At 63.7% G+C, this 26,530-nt stretch carries 27 protein-coding genes; 16 read left to right on the forward strand and 11 right to left on the reverse strand.

The annotated features are described in order from the left end of the window. Window position 1 precedes the first annotated feature (1 nt). The 4 genes from QRN52_RS15085 to QRN52_RS15100 all read left to right on the forward strand — a co-directional run bounded on the left by QRN52_RS15085 (window position 2) and on the right by QRN52_RS15100 (window position 3,376). Window positions 2-1,012 (forward strand): ROK family protein, encoded by a 1,011-nt coding sequence (locus tag QRN52_RS15085; RefSeq protein ID WP_284753694.1) that lies wholly within the window; start codon window positions 2-4, stop codon window positions 1,010-1,012. 2 nt (window positions 1,013-1,014) lie between these two features. After that, window positions 1,015-2,214: an ROK family transcriptional regulator gene (locus tag QRN52_RS15090; protein WP_284753696.1), complete on the forward strand. Its 1,200-nt coding sequence runs from the start codon at window positions 1,015-1,017 to the stop codon at window positions 2,212-2,214. A gap of 27 nt (window positions 2,215-2,241) precedes the next feature. Further along, a complete protein-coding gene (locus QRN52_RS15095) occupies window positions 2,242-2,988 on the forward strand; it encodes a copper homeostasis protein CutC (RefSeq protein WP_284753697.1) in 747 nt (248 codons plus the stop codon). An 85-nt stretch (window positions 2,989-3,073) separates the two neighbouring features. Beyond that, a complete protein-coding gene (locus QRN52_RS15100; protein WP_059389433.1) occupies window positions 3,074-3,376 on the forward strand; it encodes a DUF4193 domain-containing protein in 303 nt (100 codons plus the stop codon). Between the two features lie 54 nt (window positions 3,377-3,430). Here QRN52_RS15100 and QRN52_RS15105 read toward each other — a convergent pair whose 3' ends face one another. Next, complete coding sequence (locus QRN52_RS15105) at window positions 3,431-4,936, reverse strand: CYTH and CHAD domain-containing protein (protein ID WP_284753698.1); 1,506 nt, start codon at window positions 4,934-4,936, stop codon at window positions 3,431-3,433. Between the two features lie 202 nt (window positions 4,937-5,138). Between QRN52_RS15105 and QRN52_RS15110 the strand changes: the two genes are divergently transcribed. Further along, window positions 5,139-5,807 carry an alpha/beta fold hydrolase gene (locus QRN52_RS15110; protein WP_284753699.1) on the forward strand — a complete coding sequence of 223 codons (669 nt, stop codon included), beginning with the start codon at window positions 5,139-5,141 and terminating at the stop codon, window positions 5,805-5,807. 315 nt (window positions 5,808-6,122) lie between these two features. Further along, entirely contained in the window at window positions 6,123-6,422 is a 300-nt protein-coding gene (locus QRN52_RS15115) for a ribbon-helix-helix domain-containing protein (protein WP_284753700.1), read from the forward strand. 35 nt (window positions 6,423-6,457) lie between these two features. Here the strand turns inward: QRN52_RS15115 and QRN52_RS15120 are convergent, their stop codons facing one another. The 6 genes from QRN52_RS15120 to QRN52_RS15145 all read right to left on the reverse strand — a co-directional run bounded on the left by QRN52_RS15120 (window position 6,458) and on the right by QRN52_RS15145 (window position 11,633). Next, entirely contained in the window at window positions 6,458-6,649 is a 192-nt protein-coding gene (locus QRN52_RS15120; RefSeq protein WP_284753701.1) for a hypothetical protein, read from the reverse strand. A gap of 121 nt (window positions 6,650-6,770) precedes the next feature. Then, window positions 6,771-7,112: a hypothetical protein gene (locus QRN52_RS15125; RefSeq protein ID WP_284753703.1), complete on the reverse strand. Its 342-nt coding sequence runs from the start codon at window positions 7,110-7,112 to the stop codon at window positions 6,771-6,773. Window positions 7,113-7,285: 173 nt separating this feature from the next. Next, entirely contained in the window at window positions 7,286-8,344 is a 1,059-nt protein-coding gene (locus QRN52_RS15130; protein ID WP_284753704.1) for an alkaline phosphatase family protein, read from the reverse strand. Then, window positions 8,323-8,934, reverse strand: a complete 612-nt coding sequence (locus QRN52_RS15135) for an alkaline phosphatase family protein (RefSeq protein ID WP_284753705.1) — start codon at window positions 8,932-8,934, stop codon at window positions 8,323-8,325. Before QRN52_RS15135 ends, QRN52_RS15130 begins: the two co-directional genes overlap by 22 nt. Before the next feature lie 221 nt (window positions 8,935-9,155). After that, the gene (locus QRN52_RS15140; protein WP_284753707.1) at window positions 9,156-10,067 is read right to left on the reverse strand and encodes a carbon-nitrogen hydrolase family protein; all 912 of its coding nucleotides are present in this window, start codon (window positions 10,065-10,067) and stop codon (window positions 9,156-9,158) included. Further along, complete coding sequence (locus tag QRN52_RS15145) at window positions 10,068-11,633, reverse strand: APC family permease (protein WP_284753709.1); 1,566 nt, start codon at window positions 11,631-11,633, stop codon at window positions 10,068-10,070. Between the two features lie 107 nt (window positions 11,634-11,740). On the opposite strand from QRN52_RS15145, the gene QRN52_RS15150 reads away from it, so the two are divergent. Next, on the forward strand, window positions 11,741-12,433 hold the full coding sequence (locus QRN52_RS15150) for a TetR family transcriptional regulator C-terminal domain-containing protein (RefSeq protein ID WP_284753710.1): 693 nt from the start codon (window positions 11,741-11,743) through the stop codon (window positions 12,431-12,433). Here the strand turns inward: QRN52_RS15150 and QRN52_RS15155 are convergent. Beyond that, the gene (locus tag QRN52_RS15155; protein WP_284753711.1) at window positions 12,361-14,535 is read right to left on the reverse strand and encodes a transglycosylase domain-containing protein; all 2,175 of its coding nucleotides are present in this window, start codon (window positions 14,533-14,535) and stop codon (window positions 12,361-12,363) included. The genes QRN52_RS15150 and QRN52_RS15155 overlap by 73 nt on opposite strands. A gap of 205 nt (window positions 14,536-14,740) precedes the next feature. Between QRN52_RS15155 and QRN52_RS15160 the strand changes: the two genes are divergently transcribed. The 4 genes from QRN52_RS15160 to QRN52_RS15175 all read left to right on the forward strand — a co-directional run bounded on the left by QRN52_RS15160 (window position 14,741) and on the right by QRN52_RS15175 (window position 18,534). Next, the gene (locus QRN52_RS15160) at window positions 14,741-15,013 is read left to right on the forward strand and encodes a hypothetical protein (protein ID WP_284753713.1); all 273 of its coding nucleotides are present in this window, start codon (window positions 14,741-14,743) and stop codon (window positions 15,011-15,013) included. Window positions 15,014-15,051: 38 nt separating this feature from the next. Next, entirely contained in the window at window positions 15,052-15,984 is a 933-nt protein-coding gene (locus tag QRN52_RS15165) for a threonine/serine dehydratase (protein ID WP_284753714.1), read from the forward strand. 91 nt (window positions 15,985-16,075) lie between these two features. Beyond that, the gene (locus tag QRN52_RS15170; protein ID WP_284753716.1) at window positions 16,076-16,660 is read left to right on the forward strand and encodes an adenylate kinase; all 585 of its coding nucleotides are present in this window, start codon (window positions 16,076-16,078) and stop codon (window positions 16,658-16,660) included. 41 nt (window positions 16,661-16,701) lie between these two features. After that, window positions 16,702-18,534, forward strand: a complete 1,833-nt coding sequence (locus tag QRN52_RS15175) for a glycoside hydrolase family 15 protein (RefSeq protein WP_284753765.1) — start codon at window positions 16,702-16,704, stop codon at window positions 18,532-18,534. Here QRN52_RS15175 and QRN52_RS15180 read toward each other — a convergent pair. Next, window positions 18,514-21,123, reverse strand: coding sequence for a bifunctional lysylphosphatidylglycerol flippase/synthetase MprF (locus QRN52_RS15180; protein ID WP_284753717.1), 2,610 nt, complete (start codon window positions 21,121-21,123; stop codon window positions 18,514-18,516). The genes QRN52_RS15175 and QRN52_RS15180 overlap by 21 nt on opposite strands. A gap of 221 nt (window positions 21,124-21,344) precedes the next feature. Between QRN52_RS15180 and QRN52_RS15185 the strand changes: the two genes are divergently transcribed. The 3 genes from QRN52_RS15185 to QRN52_RS15195 are packed head-to-tail and all read left to right on the forward strand — an operon-like array spanning window position 21,345 to window position 23,365. Beyond that, window positions 21,345-22,199, forward strand: coding sequence for an SGNH/GDSL hydrolase family protein (locus tag QRN52_RS15185; RefSeq protein WP_284753719.1), 855 nt, complete (start codon window positions 21,345-21,347; stop codon window positions 22,197-22,199). Next, on the forward strand, window positions 22,196-23,068 hold the full coding sequence (locus tag QRN52_RS15190) for an NAD-dependent epimerase/dehydratase family protein (RefSeq protein WP_284753721.1): 873 nt from the start codon (window positions 22,196-22,198) through the stop codon (window positions 23,066-23,068). Before QRN52_RS15185 ends, QRN52_RS15190 begins: the two co-directional genes overlap by 4 nt. Before the next feature lie 54 nt (window positions 23,069-23,122). Then, window positions 23,123-23,365 (forward strand): hypothetical protein, encoded by a 243-nt coding sequence (locus tag QRN52_RS15195; protein ID WP_284753723.1) that lies wholly within the window; start codon window positions 23,123-23,125, stop codon window positions 23,363-23,365. Here QRN52_RS15195 and QRN52_RS15200 read toward each other — a convergent pair. Then, window positions 23,362-24,039 carry an FMN-dependent NADH-azoreductase gene (locus QRN52_RS15200; RefSeq protein WP_284753725.1) on the reverse strand — a complete coding sequence of 226 codons (678 nt, stop codon included), beginning with the start codon at window positions 24,037-24,039 and terminating at the stop codon, window positions 23,362-23,364. The genes QRN52_RS15195 and QRN52_RS15200 overlap by 4 nt on opposite strands. 254 nt (window positions 24,040-24,293) lie before the next feature. Here QRN52_RS15200 and QRN52_RS15205 point away from each other — a divergent pair, with 254 nt between their 5' ends. Beyond that, the gene (locus QRN52_RS15205; RefSeq protein WP_284753727.1) at window positions 24,294-24,710 is read left to right on the forward strand and encodes a winged helix-turn-helix transcriptional regulator; all 417 of its coding nucleotides are present in this window, start codon (window positions 24,294-24,296) and stop codon (window positions 24,708-24,710) included. A gap of 143 nt (window positions 24,711-24,853) precedes the next feature. Here the strand turns inward: QRN52_RS15205 and QRN52_RS15210 are convergent, their stop codons facing one another. Continuing rightward, a complete protein-coding gene (locus QRN52_RS15210) occupies window positions 24,854-26,239 on the reverse strand; it encodes an AAA family ATPase (RefSeq protein ID WP_284753729.1) in 1,386 nt (461 codons plus the stop codon). A gap of 58 nt (window positions 26,240-26,297) precedes the next feature. Between QRN52_RS15210 and QRN52_RS15215 the strand changes: the two genes are divergently transcribed. Continuing rightward, window positions 26,298-26,528, forward strand: a complete 231-nt coding sequence (locus tag QRN52_RS15215) for a hypothetical protein (protein ID WP_284753730.1) — start codon at window positions 26,298-26,300, stop codon at window positions 26,526-26,528. Window positions 26,529-26,530: the final 2 nt, after the last annotated feature.

Genomic DNA, 26,530 nt, shown 5'->3' on the forward strand with positions numbered 1-26,530 from the left:
GTTGAGTGTTCAAACCGCCGGTTCCCCTCCGACGTCGTTGATTCCGGGACCGGGCGCTCCGGTGATGGTCTTCGACGTTGGCGGCACCGACCTCAAATACGGCGTCGTGGATTCCACCGGCCGCTTCGCACACCAAGGAAGCACACCAACGGCAATTGGTTCGCAGGAAAAATTCCTTGACCAGCTTTCCGGCCTCGTCGCCACCTACCAGGCTGGGCCCCGGGAGCAGCGACCGCAGGCAATCGCCGTCAACGCGCCGGGGATTGTGGATGCGAGCACCGGCGTTGTGGTCTCCGCAGTGAACCTGGGCTGGAGCGACTTCGCCCTCTCCTCGGCTTTGGAAACGCGCGTCGGACTTCCTGTGGTGCTCGGCAACGATGTGCAGATGGCCGGTTTGGCGGAGCACCGTCTGGGGGCCGCGAAGGGGCTGCGGAACGCCCTGGTGTTGGTCATCGGCACCGGGATCGCCAGCGCGGTCATCCTGGACGGCGAGGTGTACGACGGCGACGGGTACGCCGGAGAAATCGGCCACGCCCGCATGGAACCACTCACGAGCACCGTGGCCATCCTGTGCACGTGCGGCGCGTCAGGATGCCTGCAGACGGTGTCCTCAGCCTCGGCCATCGCACGCAACTATGCAGCCGTCTCCGGTACCCGCGTTGTTGGCGCGAAGGAAGTGATGGAGGCCGCAGCAGCGGGTGACCCGGCCGCCGTCGGGGTCCTGAACCAGGCATATGACGGGCTCGCGCTGGCGATCGCGCAGAGCGTCGCACTCCTGGCGCCGCAGGCCGTCATCTTCGGCGGTGGCCTGTCCAATGCCGGCGACGCGCTCCTTCGCCCGGTAGCGGAGCGGCTGGACTCCATCCTGAGTTTCCACCGCAGGCCCCGGCTCCTGCCTGCGCGGTTCGGCTCTTCGGCGGGACTTCTCGGCGGCGCAGTGCAGGCCCGTCGGCTACTCTGCAAAGAGCAGCCCAACGGCGGCCAGCAGACACCGAGCCCCTGGAGGGACTGACTTTGGGTTACAAGCCTTCCTATGCCAAGACCGTCAAAAGAACCGGTCCCCGGGACATCGCGCTGACTGAATACTCCTCCAGCATCCTGTCCATGATCGCGAGCGGCCGGGCGACGTCGCGCGCCGACCTCGCGCGCACCCTGAACCTTGCCCCATCCACCATCACCATCAAGGTGAACGAGCTGATGGAAGCCGGGCTCATCAGCGAGAGCGGCTCAGGTTCGGCGACCGGAGGCCGAAGGCCAACGCTCCTGGAACTGGTCCCGGACGCGGGGTTCATCCTGGCGGCGGATTTGGGCGCCCATCATTTGTGGGTCGGCAAGCTGAACCTCTCAGGCAATCTGCTTGTCTCCGAAATCAGGACCATCGACATCAACGACGGCCCCGAAGTGGTTCTGCCCCAGGCCGCCGCGATGATGCGTGCCCTGAGCGATCCGGCCGTCGACCCTCCGCTGCGCGGCGTAGGGATGTCCTTGCCCGGACCGGTCAACTTTGCCTTGGGTGCGCTCGACTCGCCGTCCAGAATGCGCGGCTGGCACGAGTTCAAGGTCCGGAACTGGCTTGCCGAGGAATTCGGGACCTTGGCGGTAGTGGACAACGACGCCAACATGATGGCTTTGGGTGAGCACACGCTGCGCCAGCGGGAATCACCCGATTCCAAAGTCCGGCAGAACACGCTGTTCCTCAAAGCAGGGGCCGCGATCGGCTGCGGGCTCATCATTGACGGACAGGTCTACCGGGGCGCCACGGGAGCGGCCGGAGACATCGCCCACGTGCAGATCCCGGCCGCGGGCGATGCGCCATGCTCTTGCGGCAACCGCGGCTGCCTGGAGACGGTGGCCAGCGGGTCCGCCATCATCCGCGACCTGGCCGCCGTCGGGATCGATGCCGCGGACGTCAACGACATCGTCCTGCAGGTCAACAACGGCGACCCGCACACCACGACGCGAGTCCGCACTGCGGGCCGGATTTTGGGGCAGACCCTCAGCATCGTGGTGAATTTCGTGAACCCGGATGTGGTGGTGCTGGGCGGCGGACTTTCCCAATTGGAGCCGTATGTCGCCGCTGTGCGCTCGCAGCTCTACGAAAGCTGCCACCCGCTCGCCACCAAGAACATCGTGATCGAAGCCTCGCTCGCCGGTTCGCAAGCAGGCCTGCTAGGCGCGGGGCAGCTATGCCTGCGCACCGTGCTGGCCTCGTGAACATTCGGCCCGTCCGACGGAGGAACCATGAAGATTGAAATATGCGTGCAGGACCTGGACGGTGTTCGCTGTGCCATCGAAGCCGGCGCGGACCGCGTCGAGCTCTGTTCAGCGCTTGAGGCCGGCGGCCTTACCCCGAGCGCCGGCCTCGTTGAGGCAGCCGCTGGGCTCGCGCGCGACGCCGGTCGCCAGGATTTCGTCCACGTGCTCATCCGCCCGCGGCCGGGTGGCTTTGTCTATACACCTACCGAGATCGAGGTCATGAGGCGGGATGTCCGGCAGTCGCTTTCCCTCGGTGCCGACGGGGTCGTCGTCGGATTACTGACCGCGTCGGGCGACGTCGACGTCGCTGGCGCCGGGGCGCTGATCGATGCCGCGGGCGGGACCTTCGTCACGTTCCACCGCGCGGTGGATGCGGCCCGGGATCCGCTTCAAGCAGTGGACGACGCCGCCCGGCTGGGTGCGCAGCGCATTCTCACCTCGGGTGCAGCCCGGGCCGCTGGCGACGGTATTGACATGCTCAAACGCATGGTTGCGGCCCTCCCCGCTGACGTTTCCGTCATGGCCGGCGGCGGCGTCACTGAGCGGGCCATACCCGCGCTTTTGGCCACGGGAATCCGTGACATACACTTCTCTGGCCGTAAGCTCATGGTCGATTCCGCTCCGTCCGGGCCAGGCGGCGGGGATGGGATACGCTCAGTCACGCATCCGGCCACAGTGGAGCGGATGGTCAAGGCGATGCGCACCGCGGAGGCAATGACGCACATGCGCTGATTTTTGCCACATTGTGGGGAATAGCAGCCGCATGGTGTATGTTGCACATTCGCCAGCAAATATACAAGAGAAGAGATAACCCCAGGTGGCAACCGATTACGACGAACTCCGCTCCGACGTCGCGGAATCCCAAAGCACGTCACTTCAGGCCCTGCAGTCTGCCAATGCTCCGGACGCCCGCAGCGTTGTACGGGAGCTGGACGAAGCCGATGCTTTTGAAGGCAACGAGGTACCAGGCGGCGAATTCGTGGCCGAGGAACTGATCATTGCGGTCGTTCCCCAGAAGGAAGACGAGTTCACGTGCTACTCGTGTTTCCTCGTCCGTCACCGCTCCCAGATTGCCCGTGAAAAGAACGGCCACGCCTACTGCGTAGAGTGCGAGGGCTGAGCCTCTGAGGCTCAGATCCGTCCCTCACAGTCCCCTCCCCGAGAGTTGCGTTCATCACAGGGGATTCAAGCGCTTCTTCTTGGCGAGCTTTTCATAGCGGGCCTCGGAGTCCGCGGCTCGCTGCTCTTCGGCAGCGAGCAGGGGGCCATAAGGCGAGTTGTCCTCCACCGATCCGCCGGTATCGTTTGCGAGGCGGAGCAGCACCGAGCGGCTCACGACGCTGTCCTGGTGCTCTCCTAGGATCTTCTGGATCTTCTGGGCGTTACGCGCCAGCTTCACGGCGGGCTTCCCATGAACGTCTTGCAATGCTTCGGCTGCATGGCGCAGGCGTTTGGCGTCTTTGCGGACCTGATGCAGTGCCGCGTCGTTTTCGTCGCCGCTGTTCTGGGCCACTGCCTTCTGGGACCGGCGCAACCGTTTGATCGCTTTTCCGGCCAGCTTGGCCGTGATGGGACGGGCCTTCTTCCCGGCACGAGGCCTTACGGGAGGCTCGTCGCGGAACTCCTCAAGCGCGTCCAGGAGCCGGAAATACCGTTTCGTTCCCAAGGAGCGGAGCATCTGGCGATACCCGGAGTTGAAGGCGGCCTCGAGTTCGTCATTGATCTTGGTGGCAGCTGGGGCGGGTACCAAGCCGTCGGGTTGCTCATTCATCAGTTCCCCGATCCGGTCGCGCAGCACCTCGGCATCCCGGGCCTTGCCCAGGACCTTGCTCAGCCATTTCAGTTCGGCCTTGAGCTGATCCCCGCCGTCGGCGTCGAAGAGCTTGCCATACGTGGACAAGGTCGAGCGCAGCCTGCGGGTGGCCGAGCGCATGCGGTGGACGGCGTCGTCGAGGCCTTGCCGGACTCCGGAGTCCAGTGCGGTGATTTCGGCGATCTGCGCGGCAACGTAGGCAACTATTGCGTCTCCGGCAGAACCCTTCGGACGGGCTTTTGGTGGCGTCGGCACAGCGGCTGGCCAGGCCGTTCCGAATGCGCGGGCAAGCTTGGAAGCATGCCCTGAGGGGGTTGCGCCGGCGCCTGACAAGACGCGCTCCGCACTCTCGAACAGCGCTTCATCGCCGTGGACCAGCTCGATTTCCCATTCCCGCCATCGCCTCTCCAATTGCCTTGGGTGCAAGGTCTCGGCTGTCACGTGGTCATCCACGAAGTCGGCCAGAGTGACGTCTTCGCTTCCGTGCAGGCGATGCAAAGTGCGGCGGGTATGGATCCGGGCCACGGGCCTGAGCTCTTCGCCGCGGGTGAAGACGATGAGCCTCTCCGCCAGTTCCTCGGGGACGATCTCGGGCTGCCCCAGCGGCGCCTGGATCTCCACACGGGTGTCCCGGTCTGCGGGCAGTTTCAGGTGCCATCCTGAATCGGTGCCGCCGGTGCGGCGCCGCAAGGTGATGCGGTGCCTGGCAAGGGTCAGCCCGTCCGTGTCGAAGTAGACGGCCTCGAGTTGATGATCCGCAGGGTCTGCGACCTGTTCGACGCCGGTGATGTCCACGAACGCGGGAAGCGGCGTTTCCAAGTCGGCGTCGTACTTGCGTTCTGTTTCCACGGATTCCTGGGTCGACATGTCGTTTCCCGTCCTTCTCGTAGCTGCTCGCACCTATAGGCATCCTCCCACCAGGCCTCCTGCAGGAAAAGACCGGACCAAAGCCTCTCCAGCGGGTCCCTTGCGGGCGCGGCGATCTGGGGAAGAATGTGGGCATGACTTCGACGCCGAGCCTCGGTCCGTTTGTTGATGGCTTCACTGATGGCTTCTCTGGGGATGCCTCGTGAGCGCGTTCGTGCTCGTGCCCGGAGCAGGCGGCTCAGCCTGGTATTGGAGCCGCGTCGTCCCCCTCTTGCAGGAGGCAGGCCACGATGCTGTCGCCGTCGATCTGCCCGGCGACGACGAAAATGCGGGCCTGCCCGAATACGCGCGCCTGGTTGGGGCCGCTGTCAATGGCCGGAACGACGTCGTGCTTGTGGCGCAATCGCTTGGCGGTTTCACGGCACCCATGGTGGGAGCCCGGACCGGCGTCGCAGAGATCGTCTTCGTCAACGCGATGATTCCCAACCCGGGTGAGACCCCCGGAGCATGGTGGGACAACACGGGCTGGGAGGACGCGCGCAAGCGTTCTGCCGCGGCCGGCGGTTACAGCGCGGAGTTCGATGTGAACGAGTACTTCCTGCATGACGTTCCGCCGGAGCTTGCGGCCGAGGGGGAACCATACCAGCGCCCCGAGGCTAACGCAGTCTTCGCGTCGAGCTGCGAATTCGTGGAGTGGCCGGCAGTTCCCATCAGGGTGCTCAGCGGTGAGGGGGACCGGTTTTTCCCGCTCGAGTTCCAGCGCACGGTCGCACGCGATCGCTTAGGCATTGAGCCGGATGTCCTGCCTGGCGGGCATCTCCTTGGGCTGTCGAATCCGGTTGGGGTTGCGGATTATCTCTTGCGCCGATGAACTTTTTACAACCCCGGTCCTTCGATTCCCTAGACCGGAGTCGGCCCAAGCCCTAAGATCGCTCTGACGGCACCAGCCCTGGCTGATCGATGTCCGTCGCGGTCTCACCCTTAAGCGTGAGCGCCGGGTCCGTTCCGCGACTCCTGGGTCTCCGAACGGGCCCGGTCGACCTCCGTCCGGCTACTCAATGGCGATGCTGATGCGGCGCGCTCAGTGTCCGAAGGCACCAACTTCGCGATAGTTAGAGAGTAATTACTCGTAGATGGTGACTGTGGCCTTCCAACGGAGGATGCTTGATTGTTGGGAGGGAAAATCATGACACGAGATGTGACTCATTTCGAGCGACTTTCGGCGTGGACCGAAAACGACATGAAGCCAGCCGTCGGCAAGTTGTTGCGCGGTGATGGTTTGCCTGCCGATGCCCGGGAAAGCAACCATCCCTCGCCCTTGGATTTCCAGATCCCCCAGGAACTGGACCGCGCCTTGGAGTCGGCTTCACAGACGCTCAGCCTCACGCCCAGCGAGATCCTGCGCGAGGCCCTGTCTGAATGGTTGGGCACTCACGGACAGCCGGCCACGGGCCACCATCCGTTCGGGAAGCACACCGCGCTGTAGGGTCGGCCAGGCTGCGGGTCGAGGAGCTGCAGCCGCTACCGGAGGCTGCCCTGGGCAGCGTCTCCGTGCTGTGCGGAGCGGAATGGCGACGCCGCAAGGAACACAGCGGCCGCCACGAATCCCGCGAGAGCGATCCACAGCGTCGGCTGGTACCCGATTGATACGGCGAGCAGGCCACCGGTGGGTGCGCCGACCACAATCATGGCCCGTGGACTCGAACTATCCATGGGGTTTCAGCGACCGTTCACGGGCAGGCTGAAGCCGATAGAGCGGACACTTGTGCCGACGCCGCCCACCCGGGGACTGGGCGCCCATGGCCAGTCCCCGGGTATGCAATGCAAACTGCTCTTAGCCGCCGCAGTACTTGCTGTAGTTGGCGCCCGCGTTCTGGTAATCGTTCTTCAGGGCGTTGAGCTTCGCGGTATCCGGGTTGTCCTTGGAAGACTCGTCCAGGTAGTCCACAAGCGTCTTCAGGGTGGGCTTCAGCTCATCCGAGGACACGGCTTCGATCGGGCGGAGCTGGTTCGCTACCCGGATGGTTCCCGTTTTGTCCGTGGTGTTCGTGGGGTTCGAGATGACGGTCTTGACCCGGCTGCAGGTGTCCGCGGTGCTCAGCTGCTGCGGTGCGGAGCAGGCTGAAGCGGAGAGGACGAGCCCGGCCGCGAGCAGGGCTGTGGTGATTTTCTTCATGGTTCCCTCAGTAGTTGCTGACGTTTGATTGTAAGCAGACCGGGCGTGGCGCCCAATGCAGGCTTGGCCAGCGGAAGGGTCTATTGCGTGCATCCTAGGGCCTGATGGTCACAAGGGAGGGGCCCCTTGGCAGTCTGGCCGCGGAACCCCTCCAGTGTTTGAGGCGCGCTGGATCAGCGCTCAGGAAGGGCCTTGGTCCCCTCGATCTGCACGGCCTGCAGTTTGTTCGGATCCAGGCCAAGGGTCTTCAGGATGGTCGGGGCAATCTGGGTCGTCTCGACGGTGCTGGTCACTGTCCGGGCGTGTTCGTCATTTGCCCCGGAGACCACGAGCGGCACATCGCGGTCGTCCGCGCTGGCTCCGCCGTGTTCGGCGATCTTGGCCTTGCCGCCGGTGTAGACCACGCCCGTCTGGGCGATGCCCAAGATGTCCGGGTAGCGTGCGTCGCTGGTTTGGGTGCCGAAGTAGTTCGCAACCTCGCTGCCCGCGTAGATCTTGCTCAACCCCGAGGTTGCCACGGTCTTGGCAGCACCGTTGACGTCGTTACCGGTGGCCGAATGCCCTGCCAGGTAGTCCTTGGCGAACTGCGCAGCTGCCTGCGAGTGGTCCGAAAGCCACAGCTGCATGATGTCGTCGTCGGTGGAGAACACAACGAGGTCTGCGGAGCCCGGGTGTGCGGACTTCCACGCGGCGTTCAGGCCGTCGATGATTGCGCTGTCAGGGACCCTCGTCAATGTCGACGAGTCCATCGGTGACTGGCCGTGCTTGGCAGAAAGGATCACGGTGGTGTCCTTTGCGTGGCCGGAAGCGGCCAGTGCGGACTCGAACTTCCCCACGGAAGCGTTGACGAAGTCCAGGGCTTTGCTCAAGAGCGGCCCGGGAACGGTGCCGCCCTGAAGGTAGCCGCCGGTCAGGCCGTCCGACGTCGGGAGCTTCTGAGCCGTCGACACGGCCTGGAAGTTCATCCCGAAGATGCCCGGTACTGCGGCCGTCTTGGTGCCGGAGTGGTCCTTGCCGTCGATTTCGTTCACCACGGCCTGGACCTTGTAGCCGTCGTACTGCTGGGTTGCGGCGTTGTCCTTGGTCCAGTCGCCATTGAAGGGAGCGGGGGCGATGCTGTTGATCTCAGGAGTGAACAGGTCATCCAGGCCCTTGCCTGAAGGGCCGTTCAGGATTTCGTATGCAGGGTGCTTGTCCGACCACGCCGTGGTCAGGCCAGCGCTCTTCGCCACCTCGCCGGGAGGGCGGCCGGGTCGAGGAGAGCGCCGGGCTGTCCCGTCATGTTCAGGATGCTGGCCGGAAGCCCGGTCAGGCCTTGGCCGGCGTCGAGGGCGTTCTGGTCCTTGTCGGCGGCTTCGGTGAAGGCCACTTCGGCGCCGGGCGCCGTGTTCTTGCAGTCCGTTGTGCCGGCTGGCAGGAGTGCCCTGTTGAAGGTGTCGTCATAGTAGACGCCGGTGGTCCCGGGATTTCCACCGGTCAGCTGGCCGACCATGCCGGGGAAGGAGTCCGAAGGCACGGGAGTCTGGGCGTGCGTGTAGCTGGTGCCGTGGTTTACGAGCGACGCCAGTGCCGACGTCGGGTGGTTCTTCACGTACAAATCCAGGTCCTTCTGGTGGAGGCCATCCACCGACAGCAGCAGGACATGCTTCGATGTTTCGCCCTGGCCGCCCTGGCCCTTGTTGCTGTCTGATTCCTGCTGGCCCTGGACGTCCTGGCCGCGTGAAGCGTCGTCGGCAATCGCCGGCGCCACCGCGGATCCGGCCATGAGCAAGGCCCCCAGGACCGCTGCTGTGGCAAGCCCGTTTTTCTTGGCTGTCTTCATCAAAGTAAGACCCTTCGCTATTGCGTTCTTATCGATCGAAAATGCGTCCCCGGATGATTCTTGTTGCGGGGAGGGACTCCGTCTTGCCAATTGGGCCCAACCGCGGAAACGTTCACGACAGGTTCAATTGCGGGTAGCCGAACTCTTCCGAAACTCACAGGAAGCCCGCGTACCCCCGCGGGTGGCCGGGGGTACGCGGGCTTCTGTTGTCGGTACGGTCCCTAGGAGGACGTCGCGCTGAATTGGCTTCCGCGTGATTCGTCCGCGTCCTCGGGGCTCCAAGCCGGTGGTTGGAAGTGCGCTCCGCCGAACATGGGGTAGGACAGGATTCCTTGTTGGTCCTGGAGCTGCGCCCACGGCCTGTTGATGCCGAGTGTGCCGTAGCGCCGGACCTGCGTGACCCGGTCGAGGTCAAGGACGGCGAAGAGGATTTCTTCGCCTCCCGTCGCTTGCTGCATGATGGTGCCTTCCGGGTCCACGATGACGCTTTCCCCCACTGCGGACGGGTCGGCGCCGTTGACGTTGACCACGTACACCTGGTTTGCGAAGGCGTTGGCCCGTGACATCACGATTTCCATTTCCCTGTCCCGGGTTGTGGTCAGCGTGGGCTGGATGATGACTTCTGCTCCAAGCCATGCCAGCTGCCGGGATACTTCCGGAAAGCTCCCGTCGAAGCAGATGGCGAGACCCACCCGTCCGCGGTCAGGGATGTCGAAAGTCACGAACGAGTCGCCGGGCGTGGTGGTTTCGAACGGGCGCCAGGGAAAGAGCTTCCGGTATCGGGCCACGATCTCGCCGTCGGGGGAAACCGCGATTGCGGTGTTGTACGTGTTTCCTCCATCCGTTTCAAGGAGGGAACCGGGCACGAGCCAGACCCCCAGACGGCGGGCCAGTTCGGAAATGCGGGCGGTGAGCTGACTCGGGATGGGTCCGGCGGAACGCGTCTCGCCGTCCGGGTCCGGGATCAGGAATTGCCCGGGTGCAGCGAGAAGCAGTTCGGGTGCGACGATGACGTCGACTTCGGGGCCCAGGATTTTGGCGGTCTCCGCCTGGGCGGCGAACCGTTCCCAGGTTGCTTCGACGTCGTAGGGAACGGGTTTCGTTTGGATTGCCGCAATGGAAAGAACTCGCATTTATGCCTCGGTTTCGCTGCTCAGGATGGCTTGCAATTCGTTTCGGGTGGAGAAGTTTCCCCGGGGGATCGTTTGCCCGGAAAAGTACGCACGGAGTTTGGGACGGATGATTCCAATGACCACGACACCCAGGGCCAGGGCGCCGATTCCGATCCAGAAGACGGTTCCGATGCCCATCCAGGACATCCCGGCGTATTCAGGGGACAACATGTCAATGGCGCTGTATATGAAAGCCCCCATCATCAAGAGCGCACCAAGGCCGGGCAGGATGCCTTTGAGCCAGAGGGAAGAGGCCGAGGCGCGCATCTGGGGAGCAAAGTACACAACACAGGCCAGGGCCGTTGCGGCGTAGTATGCGGCGATCATCAGGCCGACCGAAAGAATTGCCAAGCCGATGAAGTCGGCACTGATTGACGCCAGCGCCACGGTCACGCCAATGCTCAGGAATGCCCACCACGTGATTGACCTTGTTGGGGTCCCCCTGGATGCGTGCATTTTCGTCGTCGCTGCCGGCAGCGCGCCGTAGGTGCCCATGCTGAGCCAGGACCTAGGGTTGCTGATTGCTACGGTCATCAGCGCCGCCAATGCCGAGAGACCAACGGCGAGGATGATGACTTGCCCGAAGAGGCCACCCGTTGCCTGGGGGCCAAGGACTGACAGGACGTCCGAGACGGTTGTGGGATCCGTGATTCCTTTGGTCCCGGCAAATCCAACGGCCGCTGTTGCAGTCACGACGTAGAAGAGCAGCAGGATCACCGTGGTGATGACCACGGCCCGCCCGGGGGTGCCTTTGCGGTCAGTAGTTTCTTCATTCACGGCTATGAGAGCGTCCCAGCCCCAATAGATGAAGAGGCACAGAATGACACCGTGGACCAGCCCCGAGAGATCGCCGGAGGCAAAGGGATTGAACCAGTCCAGGACCGGCGTTTCCGCACCGGTTACTGAACTGCCGGCGGCCATCGCGATAAAGGCTCCAATGCAGAACCCGCCCAGGGCAATCAGTTGCAAGGCAATCAAGGCGTACTGGAGCCATGCGGAAAGTTCGATTCCCCGGGCTGCCACAACAGCGCTGAGGGCGATCAGCCCGCAGGCAATGGCGACGACGATTACCGGTTGGGAGGCCGCCCATCCAAGTCCCAGAAAGGTCAGGAGGTACGTCGTGGCAACCTGGGCCAGGGCCGCGCTGGCGATGAAGGTGGCGACCTGTGGTACCCAACCGCCGAAAAACCAGCCGGCCCACGGCCCGAACACCCGTGAGATCCACACGAAGACTCCGCCGCAGTCGGGCATTTCCCTATTGAGGTCCCGGAACGCGAATGCCGTGAACAAGATGGGGAGGAACCCTAGAAGGAACGCGGCGGGCGTGCTCGTTCCCACTGCCAGGTCAACGAAACCGAGGGTTACGGCAAGGCTGTAGGCAGGTGCAACCGCGGCAAGTCCCAGTGCCACTGTGGGGCCGATGCCGATCGATCCGGCCTTCAGTCCTTTGGTGGCAGCGAGGGACGGAGGGGCGGGGGACTGAGGGGCGAGGGGCGGTGCGGTCGGAGGTGGAAGGTGGTGCGACATGGCGACTCCCTATCGAATCGAAGTTATTTGAATCACATTCAAATTTGAATGCCATTCAATACTCGATTAGGCTGGCTGTCAATGGGCGTCGAAGCAGGGGGATGGCAATGACAGGTCTCAGCAAGAGGGAAGTACGCCGCCGGGAGATCGCTGCAGCGGCGCTGGCCGTGGCCGCTCGTGACGGTGCAGAAGGCGCGACTCTGCGTGCAATTGCAGCGGAGGCAGGTATGGCCGCCAACGCCGTCCTGTACTACTACGGGAGCCTCGCCGACATTACGGCCGCTGCAGTCAAGGCCTCCTCCGACCGTCTTCTTGAGAAATTGTCGGAGGCCGTAAGTGCCGACATGAGCCCGACTGTCCGCCTCGCCGCGGTTATTCGGGCTGGAACCACCGCGGGGCTGGACGATGATGTCTCCCGGATACTCTACGAATACTGGCCCCATTCGCTCAGGGATGCGGAGCACCGGCGGATACAAGGGGAACTCACCAGCGCCCAACAGCTCATCTACGAAAGGGTCATTGCCGAGGGAATAGAGGCCGGCGAGTTCTTTCCGGTTCTTGCCCCGGCCAAGATCGCACGCACCCTCGTGGCCCAGGAGGACGGCCTCGTCATGGACGTGCTGGCCGGCAATGCCAGCAGTGACGACGTGCTGGACTTGATCGCGAGCCTCGCCGCGGCCCTTCTGGGGGTCGACAGGGACGCGCTACTGGACAGGAATTCTGAAACTCACCGGGAAGGACTCGGCGCGGGCGTCCCGATCATAGACGCGGGCGGCGCCGGGAAGGGGGCCGTCGGGTAGAGCCCGGCGACCTGCGTCATGTAGTTGGCCCATTGCGGCCCGGCCAGCATGTAGCCGTCGATGGCCGTGTAGAACTTGCCGTTGATCGTGACGTTTTGTCCCGCCCGGCTCTGTCCTGCCATGGTGTCGCCGAAGAAGGACGCTGTGGCGAGCCCGGTGGTGTATCCGACCACCCAGGTGGAGCCGTTGCTGTTGTTCGTTCCCGTCTTTGCCGCGGTAGGGAACAAGTCCTGGACTTTCGGTTGAATGTAGATGCCGGATCCCCGTTTCAGGACGTCCTGGAGCACGGAGTTGACGCCGCGGGCAACCTCGGGCTTGATGGCCGGGTGGCATGAACTGGCTTGGGCGGGCAGCTTCGCGCCGGATGGATCCGTGATGCCCGTAATGGCGATCGGCCCGCAGTACGTGCCGTCATTGGCGAAAGTGGCAAAGGCGTCGGCCATCACGAGCGGCGATACCTCGGTGCCGCCGAGGAGGTTGCCCAGTTGGTGCATGTTCACGGGTGCGTTGTCCACACCACTGTGGAGACCCACGGCATCCACCACCCTCTGGATGCCGCAGAAGTCCAGTTGGGTCGCCTCGGCAAAGGTTGCGGTGTTGATCGAGTTGTAGAGTCCGTAGTTGACGGGCATTGGGCGGTAGTATCCCTCATCGTTGTTGCGGAGATCGTCCGCTGTGCCAAGGCCGGCGATCTTCTGGGCTGTGCTGTATCCGCCCAGCACCCTCCCGCAGCTGTCCCTCCAAGGGAATCCCAGTGGATAGACCCTTCGCGACGCGTCCACCACTGTGGTCATGGACTTGCCTTCGTTGAGCCACTCCGTGAAAGTGAACGGCTTCATGGCGGAACCTGGCTGGAAACCGCCGGCTCCGTTGAGGTCATTGCCGTTGGCGTCCTTGGAATCAACGTTGAAGTTCAGCTGCGTGTCGAACTTCCCGGGCTCTGGAAGGAACACTGTGTTCTGTGCCATGGCCAGGATCTTGCCTGTGCCGGGCTGCACTGAGACCAAGGATGCGCCCCATTTATCCGGGTTCGCCCCCGCCGTTGCATCGACCTGTTGCTGTGCTACTGCCTGCAGGCGGCTGTCCAAAGAGGTGGTGATGGTCAAGCCGCCGCGGTACAGAAGCTGTTCCCGGTCCGTGACGGTAGCACCGTAGGCCGGATCATTCAGGATGAGATGGGAGATGTAGTCGCAGAAGTACGCAGCCATGTTTGCGGCGGCACAGCCTTGCCTCCCGGGCGTAATGGTGAGCTTGAGGGGAGTGGCGACGGCGGCCGCGTACGCTGCTTGCTGGATCTTGTGCTGGGCGAGCATATCGGCCAATACCAGGTTGCGCCGCTTGATGGCATTGTCCGGATGGATGGAGGGGTCGTAGAAGCTGGGGCTGTTGACCAGGCCGGCGAGCAACGCCGCTTGTGGAAGGCTGAGGTCCTTGGCGGACACGCTGAAGAAGTGCTGCGCTGCGGCTTCGATGCCGTACGCGTCCCGATTGAAGAACACGATGTTCAGGTAGCCCTCCAGGATCTGGTCCTTCGTGAATTTCTTCTCGAGTTCGACCGCGAGCTTCATTTCGCGCACCTTGTCGCCCAGGGTTTTCTGGCCGCTGAGCACCACCTGTCCGGTCTGGCCTGCCGCCAAACGGGACTCGTTCAGTACGTTGGTCACGTACTGCTGCGTCAAGGTCGACGCACCCTCGTTGGTGCCCTTGGTGAAATTGGACGCTAACGCCCGGAGAATCCCTTGGGGGTCGATGCCGCCGTGCTCGTAGAAACGGCTGTCCTCGACGGCGACAATCGCGTCCTTGATGTAGGGCGACATCTGGTCCAGGCTGACCTTCACCCGGTTCTCGGCATAAAAGGTGGCGATCGTCTTTCCGTCTGCGCTGAGCACCTTGGTGGACTGTGACGGCGAGTTGACCACCAGATCACCCGGGAGGTTGTCGAAGTACTGGATCGAACCGCTCACGGCCATGCCGGCCGAGGCCACGCCCGGGACTACCAGCCCGGCGGCCAATACACCACAGACCGCACTCACCAGGAAGAATCCCAAGACCCTTCGCAGGACCCTGGCCAAACCACTTTTCGGGTTGTTTTTCCGAGCCATTTTTCCAGCTATCAACCGTGCGTGATTTTAGATTACGCCGCCATTCCACCCGTCACATAGGCCCCAAAATCCGTGGCGACACGCCCGCTGCGGTTATGTTCGTCACTTCGCCCGCGCGCTGACCGTGTCCGGCGATTTTCCGGATGCATACTGAAGTTATTCGGGTGCGGTGATGGAAGGCAGGTGGCAGCCGGTGGAGACACTGATGGCTGTTGTGAGGAGCGAGTACTTTCCGGCGGGAGCCGTGCTCGTGGGCGTGGTTTTGTTCTGGACAATCGGCTTGCTCGGAGGGTTGTCCTGGTTGAGCGGAGCGCAGCAGCCCCTGGCCATCCTGACGTGGTTGATCTTCATCTACGGCGTGGTTGTGCTGTCTCCCCTCGCCGGAATCTGGGCCGCCGTGGACCTTGCCCGCCGTTGGTTGCGGAACCGCCAGGCCCGCCGGCAGCAGCTCGGATCGGCCGACGTCGAGTCCCTCTAGCACCTGCCATGATCCGACCGCACGGAACGAGGACTCCCATGATCACACGCGTCGACGTCGATGAAGCTGCCGCCCGGATTGCGGGGAAGATCCGCCGTACGCCCGTTTTCGAGGCGGATGCCGGGACGGTGCCCGGGCAATTGTGGTTCAAATGCGAATTCATGCAGCACACGGGGACGTTCAAGGCGCGGGGTGCCTTCAACCGCGTGCTGGCTGCCCGGGAGCGCGGCGAGCTGAAGGACGATGTTGGAATCGTCGTCGCCTCAGGAGGCAATGCGGGGCTGGCGAATGCCTACGCCGCGGCGCAACTCGGCGTGCCCGCAACCGTTTTTGTCCCCGAGACCGCACCTGCCGTGAAGGTCAAGAAACTGAAGGCCAGCGGAGCCACGGTGGTCCAGCGCGGAACGGAGTACGCCGAAGCGTTTGAGGCCGCCCTCGCCTACGCTGCGGAAACCGGCGCGGTTTACTGTCACGCCTACGATCAAGCCGAAATTGCCGCTGGCGCAGGCACGGTAGGCTCGGAACTCCTGGAACAGCTAGGAGACGTTGACACCGTTGTGGTTGCCGTTGGAGGCGGCGGGCTCATGGCGGGAATCGCGGCCGCCGTCGAAGGTCAGGCCCGGGTTGTCGGCGTCGAGCCGGACAATGCTCCGACCCTCTTTTCGGCCCTCGCTGCGGGGGCGCCGGTTGACGTTGCCGTCTCCGGGATCGCCGCAGATTCCCTTGGCGCCCGGCAGATCGGCCGGATCGGTTTCGAGGTGGCCGTCCGTACGGGCGTCCGGACGGTCCTGGTGTCCGACGACGACATCGCCGCGGCACGCTCCCTGCTCTGGGAGCAGTACCGGATAGTCGTGGAACATGGCGCAGCCGCCGCTTTCGCGGCCGTGAACTCCGGAGCGTATGTTCCGGCAGAGGGGGAACGCGTGGCCGTGATCCTTTGCGGCGCCAATACCGACCCCGCCACGGTCTAGGCAGCGTGGCCCTGCCGCGAGCGCTCGGCAGTTGCTAAGCTCTAGCCACAATGCCGGGGCACGCAAAACCGCTTCACGATCGGACAGTGGCATGACGCGATTGATCATCATGGGCCCTCCTGGCTCGGGCAAGGGTACCCAGGCTGAGCACATCGCCGCGCATTTCGGTATACCTGCGATTTCCACCGGAGACATCTTCCGCGCGCACGTCGGCGGCAGGACGGAACTCGGAGCCGAAGCCAGCAAGTACATGGACAGCGGCGAGTTCGTGCCGGATCACGTCACCAATGCCATGATCCGGCAGCGGCTTGGCAACGCCGATGTCCTGGCAGGATTCCTCCTGGACGGATATCCCCGCACGACGGCGCAGATCGAGGCATTGGACGGCATTCTTGCCGGCAACCGGCAGCAGCTGGATGCCGTCGTCGAACTAACGGTCGACGACGACGAGCTGGTGGCGCGAATGCTCCGCCGGGCGCAGGAACAGGGCCGCAGCGATGACACGGCGCCAGTGATACGGCGTCGCCTGGAGCTCTATCGCAACGAGACGCAGGCCGTGGTTGAGCGATACTCCGAGCGCGGAATCGTGCTGGCCGTAGATGGTTCCGGCCAGCGGGAGGAGATCACGGCCAAGGCCATAGCCGCTATTGAATCAGCACTAGGAAAGGGACTGTGAACGGTCAACCGCCTACCGGCCAGAGGATCGAAGACTATGCAATGATCGGGGACCTGCACACCGCGGCCCTGGTCAGCACGGCGGGCTCCATAGACTGGCTGTGCCTCCCACGTTTCGATTCGCCTGCGTGCTTCGCCGCGCTCCTGGATTCCCCTCAAGCCGGGCGCTGGCTCTTGGCGCCTGAAGCCGGGGGAATCTGCACGCGCCGCCAGTACCGGGACGGAACCCTCATCCTGGAAACGGACTGGGAAACCAAAGAAGGACACGTCCGGGTCATCGACTTCATGCCGCCGCGCGACGCCGTCGCGGACATCGTGCGGGTGGTTGAAGGGATCCGCGGGACGGTCAAGATGCGCGGGGAGCTGATCCTGAGGTTCGACTACGGACACGTGGTGCCGTGGGTGCGGCGCGACAGGCACGGCCTCCGCGCGGTTGCCGGTCCGGACTCCGTCTACCTCAAGACCCCGGCACCGTTGGTAGGCAAGGACTTCACCACGGTCAGCGAGTTCACGGTGAACGCCGGTGACCACGTGCCCTTCGTCCTGACTTGGGCGCCCAGCCACGAACGGCGGCCCCGCACCGTCGAGGCAGATATCGCCCTGGACGACACGGCAGCATTCTGGACGGATTGGTCCAAGCGTTGCAACGTCCGGGGGCCTTACCGGAAAGCCGTTCAGCGTTCCTTGATCACGCTGAAGGCCCTCACCTATGCGCCAACCGGGGGCATTGTTGCCGCGGCCACTACCTCGCTGCCCGAGCAGATCGGCGGGCCCCGGAACTGGGACTACCGCTATTGCTGGCTCCGTGATGCCACGCTGACGCTTCAAGCCTTCCTGGCCGCAGGCTATACCGAGGAGGCCGCCGCGTGGCGGGACTGGCTCCTGCGCGCTGTGGCAGGCGACCCGGCCGACCTCCAGATCATGTACAGCCTGCATGGCCACCGGCGATTGCCGGAGACGGAACTGACCTGGCTTTCGGGATACCAGGGTTCGACGCCGGTGCGCATCGGGAATGCGGCGGCCGAGCAGCTCCAGCTGGACGTCTGGGGAGAAGTCCTGGACTGCCTGTCACTGACCCGTGCATCGCTGATGACCATCGGCGATGAGTCCTGGGCTATCCAGACTGCCCTGATGCGCCACCTTGAGAGCACCTGGGACCAGCCGGACAACGGGCTCTGGGAAGTACGCGGCCCGCGGCGCCACTTCGTGCACTCAAAGGTGATGGCCTGGGTCGCGGCTGACCGCATGGTCCGGGGAATCCGTGAGTCCGGGATGCCCGGTCCACTGGATCGCTGGGAAGCTCTGCGGGACACCATCCATGACGAAGTCATGACCCACGGATTCGACGCGGACCGCAATACTTTTGTCCAGTCGTACGGGAGCAAGGAGTTGGACGCGAGCCTTCTCCTGATCCCCAAGGTGGGCTTCCTGCCGCACGACGATCCGCGCGTCATCGGCACCATCGACGCCATCCAGCGCGAGCTGACGGAAGACGGCTTCGTGTTGCGCTACCGTCCGGAAGACAGCGACGACGGACTGCCGGGCGGGGAGGGCGTCTTCCTTGCGTGTTCCTTCTGGATGGTGGACGCACTCTTGGGGGCCGGGCGCCGTGCGGAGGCGACGGCCCTCTTCGAGAGGCTCCTGGCTCTGCGCAATGATGTGGGCCTGCTGAGCGAAGAATGGGACGCACACGCGGGCCGCCAACTCGGCAATATGCCCCAGGCATTCAGCCATTTCGGTTTGGTGCTCAGTGCCTTGCAACTTCACCACGGCAAAGCGCACCACAGCAACGTCCCGATCGGCGGGGTCCCGCCGTCGGGCTCTTCGGCGGAGGCATCGGAGTCGTCGTCAGCCTCAGGGGCGGGCTTGACCTGAGGTTCCGGAGCGCTTGGGCCAGCGGAAGATCCGGCCTGCCAACGCCAGCCCCGCGCCGAGGTTGAGCATTGGCAGGTAGGCCCGCGCCACTGCGGTCCCAACGGCAGGCAGGGAAGCCGCATCGGGGTAGAGCATGTAGAGGGGCTCGTACCGGGGCCGGAATTTTGCCTTGAACGCCAGGAGTGACCTGAACCCGTATACCGGTTCCAAAGTAGCGCCCAACCAGTCGAGCAAGCGGTCGAGGCTGCCGGGCGGCCGGGATCGTGGCCTTGGGCGTGGCATCTCGGAAGGATCCTCTTCGACCCGTGCCAGGGGTGCTCCGGAAAGGCTCACGAATTCGCATCCTTCATCCTTGAGGCTGAGGGCCGCGGATGCGATGAGGAATTCGATGCTGGCACGGAATCCACCGCTGCGGCGCCGCATGAAATCCAGGGTCCAGCCCACGATGTGCCCGTTGCGGTATACGGGCAACCAAGATGTGACTGCGTGGACTGTGTGGCGCTTGTCGATTGCAAGCAGGCAGCGCACCTCGGGGTCGTCGAGCTCGTCAAGGCTGCCCAAGGTAAAGCCCATTTCGGGCATGCTCCTGTCTGCCACCCATTCTTCGGAGATTTCCTCGATCTGGACCTGGACTGAGAAGGGGGCCGAGGCGTAACTCGTCCATTCGTAGCGGATGCCGGCCTTCGAAGCATTGTTCAACGCCGTGCGGATGTCCTGGAACTTCTTTCCCTTGAAGGAGACCGAATGCAATGGCAGGACCGTTTCCTGGGCTACCTGTGCAGAGCTCCATCCGGAGGAATCCGCGTGGTCGCGCAATTCCTGGGGCACGGAGTAGAAACACGGTGTCCACCCATTGCCCCTGCAATAACGGGCAAATTCTTCGAAGACGGCGGCCATCTCGGATTTGGGTCCCACCGGGCCGCCGAGCGTGAGCGCAACCCCTGTGCTGACCCGGTACGCAACAAAGGACTCCCCGGAAGAGGAGAACCAGTACATGTTTCCCGGCCATGTGGTCATCCAGGACAGTGAGCTTCCCTCCCACGTCTTGATGACTTTCCGGGCATGCTCCGTGCTGGCGTCGTGCCGGGTGTGGGCCTGGTGGAGGAAAGTCCTGAAGATCAGGACGCCCGCGACGGCCCAAAAGACGACCCCGACGCCTTCGTACACGAGAACGGCGGCCGTGCCTTGGGGGAAGATGGCCGGGGGCACGTCCAGGACGAAGCCCAGCGGGAGGAAGCGGTCAGGGACATCCGCCAGCAGATCCGGCAGACTTGGAACAGGGGAGAAATCCTGGGCCAGGAAGAAGCCGGCTCCGACATAGACGACACTGAGCACAGCCGCCACCGCAAGTACCCGGACCGCGAGGCGCCGGTAGGTCCCCTTCGGCGCCTGGACATGAAACAGCCGCCGGGTCGCGAGCAGAATGATGGTCAGCGCAAGAGGCAGGAGCAGCGGCAGGGCCAGGGTGAACGGTTGCGAGGAAGCCGATCCTTCGATCGCGACAATCCCCTCGCTCGCACCGGTATCCGAAGTAGTTCGCTGCAAGACTCCAGCGAGTGCGATTCCGGCCAGAGCGGAAAGGCCCACCTGGATCAAAAGGGTCCCTACCCAGGCAAAACGCCGTCCCCGGCGGAGGCCCTCAGCAAGCAACAGCAGGAGGAAAGACGGAAGGATGGCCATGAAGATCCCGCCGGCGCCGGCGCGCAACTGCAACTGGGCGACGGCACAGTCCTTCGCCTGCGCCGGATCCGAGCAGAGGCTCTGCAGTGTTTGGGGATCGACGGGCTGGATGTTGGTGAACAGGAAACGCAGGATGGACAACGGTCCCACCGCATGCGGGATAAGGCCGGCGACTACCGGACCGATCGCCGATACAGCAATGAGCAGCGAAAGCAGCACACGCCCTTCGTGCCGGGAACTGACCGGACGCGCAAACCGCGGCCGGCGCCCCATCAGCAGAGGCCCGAGAACCGTGCCCGCACCTGCGGCGCCGAGCCTCACCAGGTCCGCAAACCCTCCGCTGTACAGGGCCAGGAGCAGCAACAAGGCGAAGACGACCAGCCGGATCCGGCGCCTCCACAGGGTTGCCATGGACGCAGTTCCCGCCATGGCGGTACCGATGATGAATGCGCTCGGACCGAAGAAGAGGTGGCTGCCTATCTCCTCTGTCCAGTTACCAAGCAAGCCTTGGGCCAAGGCAAGGAATCCCAGGGCAATGCCAACGCCCAGAATCTGGCTGGAAACAGCAGCAATTGCGTACGCCCGCCGTCCCATTCGCCGTTCCAAAGGCACGCCCAGCAGCAGCACCAATGCAGAATCCAGGACGTAGCCCGTCAGGTCCCTGGCCCAGGCTGCGGACGCCACTGCGGCCCACCAGTGATCTGGAAGAGAGCGCGGGGTCAGTGCGACGTTGAGCCGCCATTGCGCGTCCGGTCCCGTGGCCAGACTCGAGGTCAGCGCTCCCAATCCCCAGAAAACGATGACAAAACCCAACGTGAGCTGCACCGAGCGCAGCCATCCCGTCCAAGATCGCCGCAAACGGACGTCGGGGACGGACGGGGTTCCCGGCTCGGGCGCCGGTGCGTGCACGGAGTTCCTATCTGTGCGTCGGAAGGATGGGTGCGAAATGAAATTCTTTCACACCGGCCGTCCGAGCAGGATAATTCCGACGTCGTCGCCACCTTCCCCGTTCCGATCCAATAGACTCCGACGTAGGCAGGCTGCCGGCTCGTTCCGTCACCGGCCTTTGGGCAATGGAAAGTTGCTTCTGCAACGCTCTAACGAAGAGAAAGCACGCTCGGGACAGGACGATGGACAAACCTCGCATATTCCGCTTCGCCGTCGCCGTTGTAGCCGCTGCTGCGGTCCTGGCCGGCTGTGCACAAGCGCCCGCCGTACCTGCCGACCCGTCCAGCGGGAACCCGACGGCGGCCCCGATCGCGCCCTCCGGGAGTCCGGCGGCAGCGGCCCAGGGCCCCAAGAAACCCGATTCCGGGCAGGATCCGTCAAAGCTTCCCGTGGGGTCCTTGTACAAGAACCCGGGCAACAACCGGAACGAAATCATCCTCGAGGACATCCGGCATACGGCTGTCCTCATTGGTGACTCCCAGTCGGAGCCACCGGGCTCATGGCCACGCGTGGCTTTGGGTTCCCTTGGTTACAAGGTGTACTCCGTGGCCCGCGGCGGTACAGGATACGTGGCCGCGACGAAGGCCAGTGGCAACTACATCGATGCGCTGCAACGTGGAGACTGGGTCCTGCCGTACGGGACCCCGCCGCTGATCATTGTCGAAGGTGGTGGCAACGACGCCTCCCGCAACGCCAGCGACGAGCAGATCACGGTCAACGCTAACAGGCTGCTTGCCGCCCTCAAAAAGAGGTACCCGCAGGCGAAGATCGCGATGATCGGAACCCTCGCCAGGGGCGCCAACGCCGGCGGGGGCCGGCGTACGCAGGTTGACACTTTGCTGGGCAACATCGCGGCAAAAGCCGGAACGACATTCTTCAGCGTGGGCGACTGGGTCAGCAAATATCAGCTTGCCGGGGACTTGGTAGACGGCGTGCACCTGAACGCTGCCGGGCATGCCAAGCTGGGCGGTGTCCTGGCAGCGGACATGGCCGCGGCGGGCCTTCGTCCGCAGCCGGATCAGGGGAGTGCCTCATGAAAATTGCAGTAACCGGAGGAAGCGGGAAACTGGGCAAGAGCGTGGTCCGTAGGCTGAGGGCCGATGGCCACGAGGTCATGAACCTGGATCGCGCCGGTATGAAGGCGCGTGGAACGGTCACTGTGGACCTCCGCAACTACGGCCAGGTGGTGGATGTGATCTTTGGCCTGGACGACCGCCACCACGGATTCGACGCGATCGTCCACCTCGGAGCGATCCCGGCTCCCGGACTGGTCCCGGATGCCGCAACGTTTGAAAACAACATGCTCTCCACCTACAACGTCCTCCAGGCCGCCAGGAGGGCAGGGATCAAGAAGATCGTCTACGCCTCCAGCGAGACAGTGCTGGGGCTGCCGTTCGACGTCGATCCTCCTTACATCCCCGTGGACGAGGAATACCCTGCGCGGCCGGAAAGCACCTATTCCTTGGTGAAGCATCTCGAAGAACAGATGGCCATCGAACTCACGCGCTGGGATCCCGAGCTGAGCATTGTGGCGTTGAGGTTCTCGAACGTGATGGACCCCGAGGATTATGAAGCTTTCCCATCCTTTGATGCCGACGCGAAACTCCGCAAATGGAACCTCTGGGCGTACATCGATGGGCGCGACGGCGCGCAAGCTGTTGCTCGTGCCTTGGAGAACGGCAAACCGGGATTCGAAGCGTTTATCATCGCGGCTGCGGACTCCGTCATGAGCCGCTCAAGTGCGAGCCTGGCCGCCGAAATCTTCCCTGAGGTCCACGTGACCAAGGATTTGGGAGAACATGAAACCTTGTTGTCCATCGACAAGGCCAAGCGCCTCCTTGGTTTTGCACCGGAGCACAGTTGGCGGGACTACCACTCAAACCGCACCACACCCACCGAAGACTGAGTCCGCCGAAGACTGACGCTGGCAGAACTTCGCGCGCCGGAGAACAATTGATTTATGGTCAGCTATTCAGCCCTTGAAGACGCGTCCAGCAAGAATCCGCATGACTGGGGCCGGGCGATGGCAACGGCGATGACAAAACTCCTGGATGCGGCTCGCATTGACGGACGGCATTTTGAACACGAGTTTCTCTATGGCGAGGAACTGCGCTTGAGGATCGACGAGAACAACGACGGCGCCACGGTCAAGCTCACGTGGACGCCCACGGACCAGGACCCCGGGCAGGAGGAGTCCCCCTAGTCGTTGACCAGCTGTAGCAGGCCCGCGGCGCTGAGCTTGCCGGCGAACGTTGTCGCAACCTCAGAAAGTTCCGTCTCAGCCGCACGGCGGGTGCCATCGACGTCGCCGTTGAGCACTGTCGGCGCGAAACGCACGTGGGTTGCATCCTCGATGCCCACAAAGTTGAGCCAGTCCGCGAAAAATGTGCTGCTGAAATCCTGCCCGAAAGCTGCTGGCACGCCCGGCGCATACACTCCGCTGGTATGGATGGCCAAGGCCTGCTTGCCCTCCAGGAGGCCGCGGTAGCCGGTGGCCGGATCAAAGCCGAAGCTCCAGCCGGGCTGGGTCACGATGTCAATCCACTGCTTGAGGACGTACGGGACACCGGCGTTCCACATCGGAATATTGAAGACGTAGGCATCCGCCGCGGCGAACTGCTCGAAGACAGCTCGGGCGGCCTCCCAAGCGTTCATCTGTTCGGAGGTTTGGTCCTGCCCGGAAAACACGGCCATCTTCGCGGCAGCGGCGATGCGCCCGAATCCGGGGAGGACGCCGGCGTCGAACAGGTTCACCGTCTCGACCTCAAAAGTCCCGTCTCCGGCAGACTGAACTTCGTCAATGAAGTGACGGGCAAGCCTCAGCGAGCCGCTGTGCGAGTCGCGGGGAGAAGCGTTGATGTGCAGGATCGTGGGCATGATAGTCCTTTCGGGCGGTGCCTTGGGCCGGGCGAAATGCCCGCCTGTATGATCCTCGCGGAGTTGTCGATGGCCCGGAAGAACGCACTTTGATGTGCCTAGGGCACTTTAAAGTGCCCTGCCTTGCGGTGCTTCGGCAGGAATGGCCTCAAGACTAATCCGTGTGACAAATATTGCGGGAGCTTCCCGGAAGGAAACGCGTCGGTAGTACGCTGAGGCCGGCAAACGGATGAGCACGGGGAAAGTCTGGGGCAATGTCTCTCACAGTGGAACTGAAGCGGCAAGCAGCACAAACCGAATACAACGCGGAGCTGATCCATTGCCCTGCGCGCCACCTCCTCGAGGCAATCAGCAGCAAGTGGGTCACTTTGGTGATGCTGGCGCTCGCGGAAGGTCCACTCCGGCACAGCGAACTCCGCAAACGGATTCCAGGGGCCAGCCAGAAGATGCTTACGTCCACTTTGCGATCGCTTGAACGCGACGGGATCGTGTCGCGCTGCATTACCGTGTCTGTTCCCGTGCGGACCGACTACGAGCTGACGCCCGTTGGTCATTCGCTGCTGAGCGTTGTCCACGACATGAAGGAATGGGCCGAGGCCAACATGGACGATGTAGCTCATGCCCGCCTGGAGCACGACCGTCGTGCCTCAATTTCGGGTGACAGGCGCTGATGTGGCGCTAGCGTCCACCACGCAGAAGCGGTTGCCGTCCGGATCGGCCAGGACCACGAAATCCGGGTAAAGATCCCAGTCGACGCGCCGGCTCGCGCGGCACGTAGCTCAGCCAAGAACGGTGCTGCCGATGGATAACATGGCTACCCCGCACCCCCGTTGCTTCCGAGCAGGCTCCGCGTCAGGGCCTCGCTGTCCGCCATGAGCTGTCCCACTGCGGAGCCTAAGTGCACGTCGCTAGGGGTTTCGCCCGCCAGCGCGGCCGCGACCACCGCGCGTCGGATCAGTTCCTTCGCGAACGACGCCGTGGTGCCGGCGGTGTGGGCTGCGGCACCTTCGATCGCCGAACCCGAGAATGAGATTTCGTTCGAGTACAGCCGCAGCAGTTCCACGCGTTCGTGCTTGGACGGAAGCGGGATTTCGACCGCCAGGTCCACGCGCCCGGGACGCTGGGCGAGGGCCCGTTCCAGCAGGTCCACGCGGTTGGTCGTCAGTACGAACGCGACATCGGCATCGTCGTCCAGCCCGTCCATCGCGTCGAGCACCTCGAAAAGCAACGGTTTGGGCCCATGGCCGTAGCTGCGGTCTTCAGCGATCAGGTCGCAGTCTTCGAGCACGACGATGGACGGCGCCAAGGCCCTCGCGATCTTGGCCGCTTCGGAAATTCTGGCGAGCGAACCGCCGGAGAGGAGCACCGCCGTCGTGCCCTCACTTTGGCTTAACAGGTACCGGACCGTGTGTGTCTTGCCCGTCCCCGGCGCCCCGTAGAGAAGGAGGCCGCGTTTGAGATGTTGTCCGTGTGCCGCAAGGATGTCCGCTTGCCGCGCAATGCCAAGGGTGTGGCTCTCCACCTTGCTGAGGAGTCCATCCGGGAGGACCACGTCACGGCTGGCGAGCTGCGGGCGCCTGATGAAGGTCACGCCGCTGATGCTCGGCCCGTAGTCGCTGACGGCGAGCGCGATAACTTGGCCCTTGAAAACGCTTTGGTGCTCCATTCCGCGCCGCACCTCGGCAAGGAGTTCGGAAGCGACCCCAGGGTGCGTGGCCAGGACTTCAAGTGACGCGGTTTGCCGGCCGCGATCCAACTTCGCGCCGCGCTGGAGGACCGCTACGGGTGATCCGGCGTAGTTGAAGAGCCGGAGCCCCAGTGCAACGGCTTGTCGCTGTTGGTCCGGACCAGTGGCGAGGTTGCTGTAGTCCGGCTGGGCGAGGGGGAAACCCGGGTAACTGCGGGATTGCTGCAACATGTCGCTGAACGACATGTGGTGGCGCTGATCGCCGCCGCCGATTCCTACCAGCCGCCAGTCCGGGTCGCGGCCAGCCAGCCCTTCCATCACGATGTCCACATCCACCAAGCGATGCTGCGGGATCTCCTCCGTCACGACGGAAAGTTCGTGGGCGGGAACGGCGAGGTGCCTCGTCAGTGCCTGCAGGAGTTGTTCGCCGTCATCGGCACGGTCCAGCCCAAACTGGGCCAGCCTTGTCAGTGTTCCGAAGTCCTCGATGAATTTCCCCAATTTTTCATCCATGCACAGACCCTAGCAGGAGGGGCATTGCACGGTCAGCGGGCCGGTGCGACAGTGAACCATGGCTACGGAGGAAGACGCCCGAGTGATTTGCCGTGGATTGCCCGGCGTAAGCGAGCGGCCCAGTTGGGGCCAGCCGGCGTGGTTCGGCAAGACATTGATGGCCCGGATGTTGGTCCGCCTGGCGAGGATCGACCTCGAGGAACTGGACGAACTGCTGCAGGAGTCGTACCGGCTCGCGGGCGGAGGGGCACCTGGCGGAGAGAAACCTGGCGCGGGAGCGACGGGCTGAGC

The organism is Arthrobacter sp. efr-133-R2A-120, assembly GCF_030209835.1.
Lineage (GTDB): Bacteria > Actinomycetota > Actinomycetes > Actinomycetales > Micrococcaceae > Arthrobacter.